The following is a 14,075-nucleotide window of genomic DNA, read 5'->3' on the forward strand; positions in this document are numbered from 1 at the left end:
GCGCGCAGACCACCGACAAGCGGGTGAATTCCGTAACCGGCGAACTGTTCCGCCGCTACCCCACGCCCGAGGACTATGCCAACGCGAACATCGAGGACATCGAATCGATCATCCACACGCTTGGCTTCTACCATGCCAAGGCAGGCCATCTCATCGGGCTCGGCCAGGCCTTGAGCGAGCGGTTCGATTCCGTGGTGCCGCAGACGATGGAGGAACTGGTCACGCTGCCCGGAGTGGGGCGCAAGACCGCGAACGTGGTGCTGGGCAACGCGTTCGGCATTCCCGGCTTCCCCGTCGACACGCATGTGATGCGTGTGACCGGCCGTCTGCGCTGGCGCAGCGACTGGCGCATCCGCCGCTCCGACCCAGTGAAGGTGGAGAAGGAGATCTGCGCATGCTTCCCGCCCGAGGAGTGGACGGACCTGAGCCATCGTCTGATCCTGTTCGGACGGGCCATCTGCCACGCCCGCAAGCCCGACTGCGCGGATTGCCCGCTGGCCGGGACCTGCCCTTCGTTCGCCGTGGCATAGGATACGCGGCATGGGAGCGGGACAAGCCGCCGGACGTCAGATATAAGCCCCTGCGTATGCTCGTAACCATGCGTAGGGAACATTCACGACATGGACGGACGCGGCAGGAACGCCGCCAGGCATATGACGACGGCGGCTCCTCTCGCGGCGTCGAACGCGCGAAAAGCGGCGGCATGAAATCCATCGTGGTGTTCCTCGTGGCGCTGCTGGTGCTGGGCGGCGCCGGCTGGGCGGCCTACTCGCTGCTCGTCAATCATCGCAATCCCCTGGGGTCGATCGCGTTGCCGGGCGAAGGCCCGAGCACATCCGTCACCATCGGACTGACGCAGTCGCCGCAGTCGTTGGACATCCGCACGCAGTCGGACGACGCCGTCGCGCAGGCGCTGCTGGGCAACGTGTACGAGACGCTGCTCACGCGCGACGAGAACAACAGGCCCGCCTCCGGCATCGCCGAATCATGGAAGACGTCGGACGACGGCCTCGTCTATACGTTCCGCATCGCCGGCGGCCTGCGATTCTCCAACGGCGACGTACTCGACGCGAACGACGTGGTCTGGTCGCTGCAGCAGACCATCCAGAGGAAATACGTCGGCGCCGACAGGCTGAAGCATCTCGTCTCCGTGAAGACCGACGGCGACTCCACCGTCGTCATCACCCTGTCGAAGCCGTTGCCGGAACTGGCGTGGCTGCTGTCCGGCCGCGCGGGCATCGTCTACGACGCCGACGCGAAATACAGCTACGACACCACGGCCGTGGGATCAGGCCCGTTCACGGTGAAAAGCTGGGACAAGGGCGCTTCGCTCGTCCTGCGGTACAACGGCTCGCATCAGGGGACGAAGGCGAAGGCCGGAACCGTGACCCTGAAGTACTTCGCGGACGCGAAGGCCGCCGTCGCCGCCATGGCGAAGGGCGACGTCGACGCGGTGCCCGACGTGCCGGCCGGCGAACTGGCCACGCTGCGCTCGCACGACGACGTCACGCTCACACAGGGCGACAGCTACGACAAGGTGCTGCTCGGCTTCAACTCCAGCGACAATTCGCTGTTCTCCGACGCCCACATGCGCCAGGGCGTGCGCTATTCGCTGAACAACGCGGAAATCGTGAAGGAGAACGGCGCGGCCGCCGAACTCGGCGGCCCCATCTCGTCGCTCGACCCCGGCTACGAGGACCTGACCGGCCTGTATCCGTACGACACGGCCAAGGCGACGCCGCTGCTGAACTACTTCATCTTCCGTGCGCCGTCCGTCTACCGCGAAATGCCGAACGGACCGCAGATCGGCGACCGCCCGATGAAGCTCGTCTATCCGAAACGGTTCGGCGAGCAGCTGGGCACGACCATCAAGAACCAGCTCGAACAGGTCAACATCCCCGTCGACATCACGATGCTCGACGACGACGCATGGCAGAAGCAGGTCGTGGAGAAGCGTGACTTCGACATGACCATCTACTCCATGGACGACAGCCACGACGTCGGCGAGCTGGTCGACCCCGATCTGTTCCTCAACTACACAAGCTCCAAGGCCGAGGAGCTGTACAACAGCGCCGAGGCCGCAACGAACGAGCAGGACTACGAGCAGCGGCTCAAAGCGCTGGCCAGGCAGGTCTCGTCGGACTCGCCCGTCGACTGGCTCTACGTGCGCCGGCCGTGGACGGCCGTGCGCAACGGCGTGACCGGCATGCCGACGAACATGGTCGACGAATACCTGCCTTTGGCGGACGTGGCGAGGGGATGACGCGAGAGCAATCCGCAGACGCGGCAATCCCATGCAAATACGGCCGAAATTCAACATGAATGTCATAGAACGTCCATACACTGGCGTGTATGACTGACAATGCTGAAGGCGCCATCAGCGCCCATCTGACCGCTCTGCCCGACCGCGTGGGCGTCGACGGTCTCGAAGAGAAGTGGACCAAGGCCTGGAACGACGACCAGACCTACAAGTTCGGCAACACCCGCGACCGCAAGGCCGTGTACTCCATCGACACCCCGCCGCCCACCGTCTCCGGCCATCTGCACGTGGGCCACGTGTTCTCCTACACCCACACCGACGTCATCGCCCGCTACAAGCGCATGCGCGGCTACGACGTGTTCTACCCGATGGGCTGGGACGACAACGGCCTGCCGACCGAACGCCGTGTGCAGAACTACTACGGCGTGCGCGTCGATACGTCCCTGAAGTACGATCCCGACTTCAAGCCGCCGTTCGAAGGCACCGAGGGCAAGAAGATCCAGGCGAAGGACCAGGTGCCCTGCTCCCGTCAGAACTTCATCGAGCTGTGCGAGAAGCTCACCGCCCAGGACGAGAAGCAGTTCGAGGCGCTGTGGCGCGAACTCGGCCTGTCCATCGACTGGTCGCAGACCTACCACACCATCGGCGAACACCCGCGCCGCGTGGCCCAGAAGGCGTTCCTTCGCAACCTCGCCCGCGGCGAGGCCTACCAGAAGGACGCCCCGGGCCTCTGGGACGTGACCTTCCAGACCGCCGTGGCCCAGGCCGAGCTTGAGAGCCGCGAATACGACGGCTTCTACCACAAGATTGCCTTCCGTTTCGAGGACGGCACCCCGATCTACATCGAGACCACCCGTCCCGAGCTGCTGGCCGCCTGCGGCGCCCTGATCGCCCACCCCGACGACGAGCGCTACAAGAAGTACTTCGGCCAGTACGTGTATTCCCCGCTGTTCAAGGTCAAGGTGCCGATCCTGGCGCACAAGGCCGCCGAAATGGACAAGGGCGCCGGCATCGCCATGTGCTGCACCTTCGGCGACGTGACCGACGTCGAATGGTGGCGCGACCTGAACCTGCCGACCCGTTCCATCATCCAGCGCAACGGCCGCATCGTCATGAACGTGCCGGACTGGATCGAGGACGAGGGCGGTCGCGAGATCTTCGCGGAGACCGAAGGCAAGACCACGTTCTCGGCCCGCAAGATCATCGTGGACCATCTGCGCGAGTCCGGCGACATGGACGGCGAGCCGAAGCCGACCAAGCGTATGACGAACTTCTACGAGAAGGGCGACAAGCCGCTCGAGATCGTCACCTCCCGCCAGTGGTACCTCAAGAACGGCGGCACCGACGCCAAGCTGAACGCCGAGCTCATCGAACGCGGCAAGGAGCTGAACTTCCATCCCGACTTCATGCGCGTGCGCTACGACAACTGGGTGCACGGCCTCAACGGCGACTGGCTGATCTCCCGCCAGCGCTTCTTCGGCGTGCCGTTCCCGCTGTGGTACCCGGTGAAGGAGGACGGCTCCGCCGACTACGATCATCCGATCACGCCGAGCGAGGACATCCTGCCCATCGACCCGACCACCGACGTGCCGGCCGGCTACGAGGAGTCGCAGCGTGACGTGCCCGGCGGCTTCACCGCCGAGAAGGACATCATGGACACGTGGGCGACCTCCTCGCTCACCCCGCAGATCGTGACCCGCTGGGAGGAGCCCGGCGAGGAGAACAAGGCGCTGCACGCCGCCACGTTCCCGATGGACCTGCGTCCGCAGGGCCAGGACATCATCCGCACCTGGCTGTTCTCGACCGTGGACCGCGCGCACCTGGAGAACAAGTGCCTGCCGTGGGCCCACGCCACGCTTTCCGGCTGGATCCTCGACCCGGACCACAAGAAGATGTCGAAGTCCAAGGGCAACGTGGTCGTGCCGAACGAGCCGCTGAAGAAGTTCGGCGCCGACGCGGTGCGCTACTGGGCCGCCGCCGCACGCCTCGGCCTCGACGCCACCTACGACGAGGGCCAGATGAAGATCGGCCGCCGCCTGGCCATCAAGCTGCTCAACGCCACCAAGTTCGCGCTGGCCATCGGCCGCGAGGACGAGAACCATCATGTGGCAGAAGCCGCCGAAGCCGTGTGGAACCCGAAGGACGTGACCGAGCCGCTCGACCGCGCCGCCATGGCCAAGATGGCCTTCGTGGTGCGCACCGCCACCGACGCCATGGAGGCCTACGAGCACTCCAAGGCGCTTGAGATCATCGAGAGCTACTTCTGGCAGTTCTGCGACGACTACATCGAGCTGGTGAAGAACCGCGCCTACGGCACCCCGGACGAGCACGGCAAGACCCCGAGCGAGAAGGCCGTGCTCTCGGCCCGCACCGCGCTGGGCCTCGGCCTCGACGCGTTCGCCCGCCTGCTCGCCCCGTACCAGCCGTACGCCACCGAAGAGGTGTGGCACTGGATGCACGCCGGCGAAGGCTCCGTGCACCGCGCCGCATGGCCGACTCCGGAACCGTACGTGATCGCCGCCTCCGGCGCCTCCCCCGAGACGCTCGCCTGGGCGGGCCGCGCCGTCGAGCAGCTGCGCAAGATCAAGTCCGAGGCCAAGGTCTCCATGAAGACCCCGATCCTCTCCGTGGCGCTTTCCGCCGCGAAGGACGGCGTGGACGCGATCCGCTCGGCCATCGACGACATCGCGCAGGCCGGCCGCGTGGTCGGCAAGTTCGACCTGGTCGAGAAGCACGCCGAGGAGGCCGCCGCCTCCGACGAGGCCGATGACGCCACCGTCGCCATCGAAACCAGCGAACTCGGCGAGCCCCCGGCCAAGAAGCCCCGCAAGAAGTAGGCAATCGTCTCTCTGACGGCTCCCCTCCTCGCAAGCAGGGGAGCCGTCAGACGCAGGCCTTACTGAGGGGAGAACCTAAACTCCCCAAAACCTAATGAGGATGGCACCGGCCACAGCCGGTGCCATCCTCATCGCATATCTCACAGCATCATCCGCAATCTTTTCCGTTCGACTTTCGTCAAATACGGATGACCAATCAAATCATCACGCGAACACGTCGAGGACACCGGGATCGCCACCGGCATCGGCGATGCGCTTGTGACGCTTCTTCGATTCGGTGACGACGAATTCGCGGTACATCTCGGCGATGTTCGTATCGAGTCCGGCATCGATGGCGATGCGCTGCAGTCGGGCGATCTGATAGTCCTCGCGCTTGTAGTCGGCGGGCGCGAAGCCGGCACCGGCCTTGAGCACGCCCACGGCGGCCGTGGCCTTGAATCGTTCGGCGAGCAGGTGAATCACGGCGCCGTCGATGTTGTCGATGGTCTGGCGAAGCGCCTCGATGCGCTTCACGGCCTCGGCGACCTCGGGATTCTTCGCGGCGGCCTCCTCGTCGATGGTCGACGACTTCTCGGCCTCGATCTCATCGCTTACGGACGACGCCTGCGCGATCGCCGCGGCGCTGATCGGTTTGGCGTCTTCCACGACGCCATCGGCATTCGGATTGGTCTGGTTGTCTGCTGGCCGAAGCCAGTCGCTGCTGTCGGTATCGCTCATGGTTCCTAGAATATCCCAACCTTGGGCGACGGATAGGAACCAAGGCCGGTTTTTGGTTCCCACCGGTTGCACAAGACGCAACGGATGGGAATCGGCACGGCCGTAAAAGGCCCATCCGTTGCACCATACACGACCAACAGGAACCGTGGTACCGTCTCGGTTCCCGTTCGTTGCGTAAACCTCAACGGACGGGAATCGGAACAACCGCACGGTTCCCGTTGGTTATGACATATGCGACGAAAGAGAACCGGAACAGCCGCACGGTTCCCGTTCGTTGCACACACCTCAGCGGATGGGAACCGGGACGAAGCCACGGTTCCCATCCGTTGCGCGTGTGGTTGTGGATGGGCGTGCTACGCCAGCAGCTTGGCACGACGCTGCTCGAGCGCATCAAGCGCTTCCGCACCCTCGTGGACGCGGAACGTCACGCGCTTGTGTTCGCTGGCTCCGGGCGCGATGGTGTGCAGGTCGCCGCGACGCTCGTGATAGCCGCGTCCATGCACGCTGGAGTTCGCCGGCTCGAGTCCGACCACATAGTCGCCGGCGGCCACGGATTTCCACTGCATGAAATACGGGAAGTCGGCCGCATCGAATTCCACGGAGACGCCCAGACCCAGCGCATGATTGATTACGGCCGCGAAACTGCGTCCGTCCTCCCCCGCAGCGAGTGTATGGATGTACACGCTTTCCGGCTTGTTCGGCACCGGCTCGCCGATCTCGCTCCACGGCGTGGCATCGTTGGCGGCGTCCTCGTTGCGCGGCTCGGCGTGGCGGCTGGGGATGATGACCTGCGCGCCCTCGGCGAGCAGCGGCCATCCGAAGTTGCAGTGGTACATCCACATCAGCGGTTCGTCACGGAATCCCTCGTTGGTCACGACGTCGTCCACCACGATCTCCGGCCTGCCGTATACGGTGCTGATGGTGCGGCGCATCACCAGGTTCTCGCCGAACAGTTCGGCCTCGCGCACCTCGCCGGATATGGTCATCACATACTCCCCGTCGGCGTTCCAATACGCGTCGGAGCTTACGTGTTCGGCCGGCGTGGTACGGATGCGGCCGTGCATCGGGTAGTCCCTGCCCGCCGCGTCGGTGTATGGCGCGCCGATGTTCTCGAAGCCGCAGGTGAAGAACAGACCGCCCATGATGCTGCGCTGGGCCTCGGCTCCGTTGGTGTCGAACTGGTTGCGTCCGTTGAGGCCGGGCTTGGAGAGGAACGTGAGGTTCTCGCCGCGGTATTCCAATTGGGAGACGTCAAGCGCCTTGTCGGCCATGGAGACGAACCGCATCGGTCCGTTCTTGACCTCTATGGCGCGCATGTTGCCGGCTCGCCCCTCCTGATATTGCAGCGGCCTCACGTATGCCGCCTGCTGGATGCTGCCCACATGCGCCTGCAGGGTGCGTCGGGCGGACACAACGGATGCGCCCGATGCGTGGGAATCGACGGATGCGGTGCCGACGGCGGATTCGTCGGCAGCGGTGGTGATATCGCCCATGATATGCTCCAAGCCTCGTTTATGAAATCGATTTCTTGACGATATCAGTCTACTCCCCAGTGGCGGTTATAACGCATCCGTGCGCAAAACCCACTTCTGAGTATCACTCAGCGTCGGTTATAACGCATTCATCCGTTATAACCACCACTGGTGGCATCTCAGCGTCGGTTATAACGCACGCATACGAAAAACCCGCCGCGTAGACAACCTACGAGGCGGGTTTCACGGGCGCATGCGCCATAACCGACGCGAGACGCCGCTGTCCTACTTGCCCTGATTCTGCGGAATCGTGGAGGTGATGGCGGCCAGGAACTCACGGTTCGTGGCGGTCTTCTTCAGACGCGGCACCAGGGTCTGGTAGGCCTGCTCCGGCTCCATGCCACCGAAGAGGCGACGCAGACGGTAGATGACGGCCAGTTCGTTCGGCGGCGTGATGAGCTCCTCGCGGCGGGTGCCGGAGGCGTTGATGTCGATGGCCGGGAACAGTCGCTTCTCGGAAAGCTCGCGAGAAAGACGCAGCTCCATGTTGCCGGTGCCCTTGAACTCCTCGAAGATCACCTCGTCCATCTTGGAGCCGGTCTCGACCAGCGCGGAGGAGATGATGGTCAGCGATCCGCCGTTCTCGATGTTGCGGGCGGCGCCGAAGAACTTCTTCGGCGGGTAGAGCGCCTGGGCGTCCACACCACCGGACAGGATGCGGCCGGATGCCGGCTGCGCGATGTTGTAGGCGCGGGCGAGACGGGTCATGGAGTCGAGCAGCACGACCACGTCCTGGCCGAGCTCGACCAGACGCTTCGCGCGCTCGATGGCCAGTTCTGCGACGATGGTGTGGTCGGTGGCCGGACGGTCGAAGGTGGAGGAGATGACCTCGCCCTGCACCGTGCGCTCCATGTCGGTGACCTCCTCGGGACGTTCGTCCACGAGCACGACCATGAGATGCACCTCGGGGTTGTTCGAGGTAATGGAGTTGGCGATCTGCTGCAGCGTGATGGTCTTGCCGGCCTTCGGCGGGGAGACGATCAGGCCACGCTGGCCCTTGCCGATCGGCGCCACGATGTCGATGAGACGGCCGGTGAGCTTGGTCGGCTGCGTCTCCATGCGCAGACGCTCCTGCGGGTACAGCGGCGTGAGCTTGTTGAAGTGCGGACGCTGCTGCGCCTCCTCGACGCTCATGCCGTTGATGGTCTCGATGGACTGCAGCGGCACGAACTTCTGACGCTGGTTGCGGCCGCCCTCGCGCGGCGGACGGGTGGTGCCCTGCACGGCGTCGCCCTTGCGCAGGCCGTACTTCTTCACCTGGCCCATGGAGACGTACACATCGTTCGGACCCGGCAGGTAGCCGGACGTACGCACGAACGCGTAGGACTCCAGCACGTCGATGATGCCGGCCACCGGCACGAGGTCCTCGGCGGGCTGCTGGTAGTCGTCATGCGCGGCGCGGCCGGTGCCGCGCTCGTCGCGCATGGCATCGTCACGACGGTTGCGCGCGCGGCGATCGTCACGGCGGTCGTCGCGGTTGTTGCGACGGTCGTTGCGATCGTTGCGGTCGTTACGGTTACGACGGAAGTCGCGATCGTCGCCATCCTGCTCGTAGCGGTTATCGCGCGAATCGCGACCCGTGCGCTCGGCACGACGGTCGTCACGGTTGTTACGCTTGCCGTTCTTACGGTCGCGGTCCGCACGGTCGGAACGGTCTCCACGGTCGGAACGGTCGGGAAGCGCGGCGAGAATGTCGCCGAGATCGCGGACACGGCCCTGGGCATGGGCGGGTTCGGCCTCCACCGGCTCGCGACGGCGGCGGATGCGCGGCAGGTCGAGGTCCAGGTCGAGCTTGCCGACGGACTCGTTCCTGTCGGCGCGTTCACCGCGATCGGCACCACGGTCGTCGCCAAGCACGTCGAGCGACTTGCGCACGGCGTTGCGGCGGGAGCGACGGGTCTCCTTCGCCTCCGGAAGCTCGATGTTCAGCTTCGGCAGCTTGGCGTCGTCCACATGCGGCGCCTTGATGTCAAGAGGAAGATCGATGGACGGCGTGCGATCGCGATCGGCGTGGTCGTCATCGGCGCCACGGCCATCATCGATGCCGTGAGCGTCATCGGCGGCAGCGACGGGAGCCGCGGATTCCGCCGGCTCGGCTGCAGGCTCGGCGGCAACGGCCGCAGGAGCCTCGTTCGCGGCATCGGCCGCAGTATCGACGGCGTCGGCCGTCTTCTTCGCCGCACCGTTCTTCTTGGCGGCGGTCTTGGTCTTCTTCGGCACGCGCACGGTCACGCCGGCGGGCGCCTCGCCACCGTTGCGGGCGGCCTCGATGGTGCTGAGCAACTCCCCCTTGCGCATGGCGGAAGTACCGCGCAATCCCATCTGCTTGGCGAGCTCCTTGAGCTCAGGCAGCTTCATATCTGCAAGATTCTGGCTATCTGCCACGTGTAATGCCTTTCGTCTGACCGTATGAACGACTGCATGAATCACTGGACCCAGCAGGCGCAATCACAGGGTGTTCTGACGCGATGCGAATGCTCCCACGATGAGCACTACCTCATCTCGAGCATTGTCTCGTCATCGAAAGTCCGAACTAAGAATCGTTTCGAACTGCCATCACTATACGACGACTCTACGACCATCGCAAAATCGATGTTCACGGACATGTCCAACGCGAATCCAATACGAATTCAACGCACATCCATTGCATGCCGAACACCGTCCGCGACAGCCGGCACCTCTTATTTCAGGCGGAAATCAGACAACGGCACCACGGTCCTCGCATAGTCGTCCGCAATGTCCATGTTGTGGTCGACATCGTGGCCGGAACTCGCCGCAAGACCCCGCAATTGCAGACCCATGCCGCTTTTCGCAAGCGTGGGTTCCAAAGGCACGTCGACCACGGCCGACTGTCCTTTGGCCAACGCGATCCGTTCGCTCGTTCCCCACACCGAGTCCACTGTCCGGCCTGTGGACGAACGCAGCGCGAACTTCAGCGAGATCTCCGTCGCCACGGCCGGCACCCTGCTACGCACCGTCACGCGGACGACGCGCTTGCCGGTGAGCGCCGCCTTGTCGGCGTCGCCGTCGCCGTCGGTGGAGGCATCGTACACGCCGATGTCCTCGACCGACCGAATCTCCAACGGCATGGTGTGCGGTCTCGGCGCATCGAGGCCGAGCTTGCCGCGAAGATACACGTCGGCCTTGGAGAACGAGTAGAACTCCAGCATCATCGTGTTCCCGCCGGCGTCCTCGTCCACCGCCGACGCCATGTATCGCATGTAGCCGCGCAGATCCGCGTAATCGCGCGCGATCTGCTCGACGGCGTTGTCCACTTCGGCCGGCCATGTATGCGACAGCAGGGTTTCGATGGTGCCGTCAATGGCGTCCGCCGCGCTTGCGCCGGCGGACCGCATCGCCGGCAAATCGCCGCCGGTCGCGGCAAGCATGGCGTCGTCGATCTTCTGCCACGACTGGTTCACGGCCTGCTCATAGTATGGTCCGGCCTCGGCCTTGGTCAGTTTCGTGCCCCGCGCCGTGAAATCGTCCGTATATGACGCCGTCTGCGGCTGGCCTACGATGTCGAGGCGGGCGTCGTTCAGGCATCGTTCGCTCGATGATTCCCCGCTGCCGATCGAAAAACCGCCGACGGCATACCCCGCGCCGGCGGCGAGCGCGACCGCCAGCGCCGCCGCGATGACGTCGCGTACGGGATGACGTCGCGTCGCCGCTCCCGACGCGGCGCCCGTCTTTCCCCGTGCCCGCCGGTCATTTGTCCGGCCGCCGTTGCCGTTCCTGATGCCTTTACCCATGAATCCAGCCTTTCCTCACCGTCTTTGCCGGCATCGTCGTTTGCACCGGTCTCGCCATGGATGCCATCGCCGTCACGATCGCCGCAACCGCCGACGCAACCGCCGTCACGGCCATCGTTGTCATAGTCACCGTCATCATCACGCGCATCACCCCTTACGACATCCTCACCGATATCGAGATCACGTCGCCGTCGTCGATATAGGGGCGTTCGGCGTTGGTGCCGAATTCGAACTCCATGGTCCAGTATTGCAGCGCCGGCCCGTCGAGCTCGCCGCTGCGATGCCTTCCGGGGATCCACCACCGGTGCTTGTCGACGCTGCGGAGATAGCCGTCCGACTGGTCCTGCGCCGTGTAGAGCACCTTGCCGGACTGATAGCCCGCACGGAAGGTGACGTCGACGCGCTGCGTGGCCAGGTCGACCCTGCCTGTGCGCACGTAGTCGTTGTCGAAATCGCCGACGGTCATGTACCGGTGTTCGCGCGTCTCCTGCTCGGCGGCGCGGTCGTCATCCGACATATATGACTTGTAGTCGTCGTCATCGTCGGCATCGGTCACGAGGATCTCCGACGCCGTCATGTCGCCGTATCGCCTGACGAAATCATTCCAGCTGCTGCCGGCCCGTATGCCGCGTGATGTGGCCAACGACAGCGTGCATTCCTTCTTGCCGATACGGCAGGTGGTCAGTTTTCCGTCGTTCGCGCCGCCATCGCCGTCGCTGGTGAGCGTGGTGTATTGGCTGGGATAATGCCATCGCCGTGCCTTGGTGACCGGCTGTCCCGTGGATTCGTCGACCAGCGCATATTCACCGACGGGCAGGTAGCCGTCGACGGGGTTGTCACGGCGCAGCAGCAGCGTGGTGTATCCCGACGAATACACGCCGAACCATATGACGCCGAAGAACAGCACGACGACCATGACGCCGGCCATGACGCGCAGCGGTCGCCGGCCGCCGCCGCTCCGCCGCCGCGTCCGCTTTGTGCCCCGCGTTGCGGATTGCCCTGCGGATCGCTTCGCGGATTGCGCGGGCTGTTTCGCGGAGTCTCCCCATTCCGTTTGTTGCGTCATATCCCCGTCCCTTGCCGTTGTCCTCACACCACGTTTCATGTCGTGCCCCGCCCGTCACGGGAACCGGAAATCATTGACCGCGGCGAACGACGTCATCTGCTTCGCGGTGAAATCACCCAGATGGACCTTGCCGTTGGCATCGTGCACGCTCCATTGGCTGACGGCGATGCGGCCGCCCCTCCATACGTTCCGCGGATTGAGGTACACGCTTACCGTGGCGGTGCCTCCGGGCTCGATGGCCGGCGATTCGTCAGGATTCGGGGACGCATCGGAATCCGAACTCGATGACGATGACGCCGACGACAACGCCGAGATATCCGTCAGACGAACCGTGCCGTCGGCATCCAGCAGATTCATCTGCAATCCGACGGCGGACACCTTGGCGGGCATGCGGCTTTTCACCGTGATGTCCACGCATCGGCGTTGCACTTTCGTGGGCCTGCTCGTCGTGACGTCGTATGTCTCGCAGCTTCCGGCGTCCCTGACCGCCATGATCTCGAACGGCACCGCCGGCTCCGGCTCGGCCTCGAGCTTCAGCATCGATCGCACCAGGGTCTGCGCGCCCGACGGCTTGAACACGTCCAATGCCAGATTGTCGATGGCGTCGGGGTTGCGGTTCGTCCTGAGATTCGCGTATATCGCCGCCTTGCCCTGATATTCCACGATGACCATGCGCATCGCCTTGGTGATGTTTCCCGGCCAGGTGCGTGCGGCCAGCGTTTTGGCGGCGTGATCGGCGGTGTCGTACGCCTTTTCTGCGGCCGCGTTCACCGCTGATACATCGCCGGCGGCCGCGGCCATGCGCACGGCGTCGTCGGTGGCGGACGTTCCGGCGACGGCCTTGGTGAAGTATGGTCCGGCCTGGGATTCGGCGAGTTTCGGGCCGTGCGGCTCCAACGGCGTGAATCCGCCGTAGCAGTAGTCTCCGGCGTCGAGACCACCGGTATGGCTCGAACAGTTCAGCGATGAGCCGTTGGTTTTTGCATGAAGCGCGTGGCTGCGCCATGCGAAACCGCCGGCGGCCGACGCGATGATAATGACCACGAGCAGCAACCCCAGCAGACGACGGCGTCGGGCCTGCGTGCGCTGCTGTGCGATGGCGGCGGCACGGGCCGTCGCCTTTCCGCCTTTGCCGTTGGTTTGGCCGCTATTGCGCCGGTTCTCGCGCCGGCGCTCCGAACGCTCCCATGGTGGAATGGGCCGATTGGCTTCGTTACGGTTCCCATGTCTTCCACTGCGGGCACGGCCGGCGCCGTTGTTTTCGGCTCCTTTCTCGCCGCTCCCCTTCGTGGATCCTCGAAAGTCGCCACTGTCGTCGTTGCCTTTGGCCGTGCCCTCGCCGAACCGGTATTGCGACCGGTATCCGTCTGCCTGGTCACGTTTCAGCTGGTTCGTGTCCGCATAGGGATTGTCGGAGAGCTCCTCGTCGATGCTGCGATAGCCATCGTCACTGTTCGGCGGCACCCATCCGTTGTCCGCGTCGAACAGGCCGCGAGCGCCTTTGCCGGACGATGCGCCAGATGAGGTGTCGACGTCATCGAAATCGTCGTCAAGACCGCCGTTGCCGCGTCCGGCTCCGTTTCCTGCCGTCATATCGTTCCGCCCTCTTCCGTCTCGCCGGCGACGTCGCCGCTCCACGCCGTCGTGCGTGTCGGGCACCATCATACCGTTGGAGGAACCGCCTTCGGAACACCACCATGAGGCGTATGGCGACTTCCGACGAATTCACGCTCGTGGATTGAGCCTCCCTCACGGGTTACGCAGTCCTCCGGATTCCGCTATTCTCACGAATTCCGCCATCCTCATGGATTGCGATGCATTTCGAGGGATTTCGCCGTATCGTCCATCATCAGCACCGTAATATTCATGGACTACGGCGCAAAAATACGATTTTGCAGAGCAGTCCATCGC

General features: G+C 64.4%; 9 protein-coding genes. 3 read left to right on the forward strand and 6 right to left on the reverse strand.

Annotated elements, in window-relative coordinates; translation table 11 throughout:
- From GFD18_RS10630 to valS, 3 genes are all read left to right on the forward strand, one after another.
- On the forward strand, positions 1–530 hold a 530-nt coding region (locus GFD18_RS10630), incomplete at its 5' end, for an endonuclease III domain-containing protein (protein WP_163228293.1).
- A gap of 173 nt (positions 531–703) precedes the next feature.
- Complete coding sequence (locus GFD18_RS10635; protein WP_163198376.1) at positions 704–2,263, forward strand: ABC transporter substrate-binding protein; 1,560 nt, start codon at positions 704–706, stop codon at positions 2,261–2,263.
- Positions 2,264–2,352: 89 nt separating this feature from the next.
- Positions 2,353–5,097, forward strand: coding sequence for a valine--tRNA ligase (gene valS / locus GFD18_RS10640; RefSeq protein WP_163198378.1), 2,745 nt, complete (start codon positions 2,353–2,355; stop codon positions 5,095–5,097).
- A gap of 204 nt (positions 5,098–5,301) precedes the next feature.
- Here valS and GFD18_RS10645 read toward each other — a convergent pair whose 3' ends face one another.
- The 6 genes from GFD18_RS10645 to GFD18_RS10670 form a co-directional block, all read right to left on the reverse strand.
- Positions 5,302–5,655 carry a chorismate mutase gene (locus GFD18_RS10645; protein ID WP_243386694.1) on the reverse strand — a complete coding sequence of 118 codons (354 nt, stop codon included), beginning with the start codon at positions 5,653–5,655 and terminating at the stop codon, positions 5,302–5,304.
- A gap of 512 nt (positions 5,656–6,167) precedes the next feature.
- Entirely contained in the window at positions 6,168–7,307 is a 1,140-nt protein-coding gene (locus tag GFD18_RS10650; protein ID WP_163198381.1) for an aldose 1-epimerase family protein, read from the reverse strand.
- A 264-nt stretch (positions 7,308–7,571) separates the two neighbouring features.
- Positions 7,572–9,731, reverse strand: a complete 2,160-nt coding sequence (rho, locus tag GFD18_RS10655; RefSeq protein WP_163198383.1) for a transcription termination factor Rho — start codon at positions 9,729–9,731, stop codon at positions 7,572–7,574.
- 296 nt (positions 9,732–10,027) lie between these two features.
- The gene (locus tag GFD18_RS10660) at positions 10,028–11,098 is read right to left on the reverse strand and encodes a hypothetical protein (protein ID WP_163198385.1); all 1,071 of its coding nucleotides are present in this window, start codon (positions 11,096–11,098) and stop codon (positions 10,028–10,030) included.
- 154 nt (positions 11,099–11,252) lie between these two features.
- Positions 11,253–12,164, reverse strand: coding sequence for a hypothetical protein (locus GFD18_RS10665; RefSeq protein WP_163198387.1), 912 nt, complete (start codon positions 12,162–12,164; stop codon positions 11,253–11,255).
- 54 nt (positions 12,165–12,218) lie between these two features.
- Positions 12,219–13,757, reverse strand: coding sequence for a hypothetical protein (locus GFD18_RS10670; protein WP_163198389.1), 1,539 nt, complete (start codon positions 13,755–13,757; stop codon positions 12,219–12,221).
- Between the last annotated feature and the right edge of the window lie 318 nt (positions 13,758–14,075).

It is taken from the genome of Bifidobacterium saimiriisciurei (assembly GCF_010667655.1).
Lineage (GTDB): Bacteria > Actinomycetota > Actinomycetes > Actinomycetales > Bifidobacteriaceae > Galliscardovia > Galliscardovia saimiriisciurei.

What these genes read in the sequence shown, in the direction of transcription:
- GFD18_RS10635 (WP_163198376.1), top strand. Translation starts at nt 704, where the DNA reads ATGAAATCCATCGTGGTGTTCCTCGTGGCGCTGCTGGTGCTGGGCGGC.
- valS (WP_163198378.1), top strand. Translation starts at nt 2,353, where the DNA reads ATGACTGACAATGCTGAAGGCGCCATCAGCGCCCATCTGACCGCTCTG.
- GFD18_RS10650 (WP_163198381.1), bottom strand. Translation starts at nt 7,307, where the DNA reads ATGGGCGATATCACCACCGCTGCCGACGAATCCGCCGTCGGCACCGCA.
- GFD18_RS10660 (WP_163198385.1), bottom strand. Translation starts at nt 11,098, where the DNA reads ATGGGTAAAGGCATCAGGAACGGCAACGGCGGCCGGACAAATGACCGG.
- GFD18_RS10665 (WP_163198387.1), bottom strand. Translation starts at nt 12,164, where the DNA reads ATGACGCAACAAACGGAATGGGGAGACTCCGCGAAACAGCCCGCGCAA.
- GFD18_RS10670 (WP_163198389.1), bottom strand. Translation starts at nt 13,757, where the DNA reads ATGACGGCAGGAAACGGAGCCGGACGCGGCAACGGCGGTCTTGACGAC.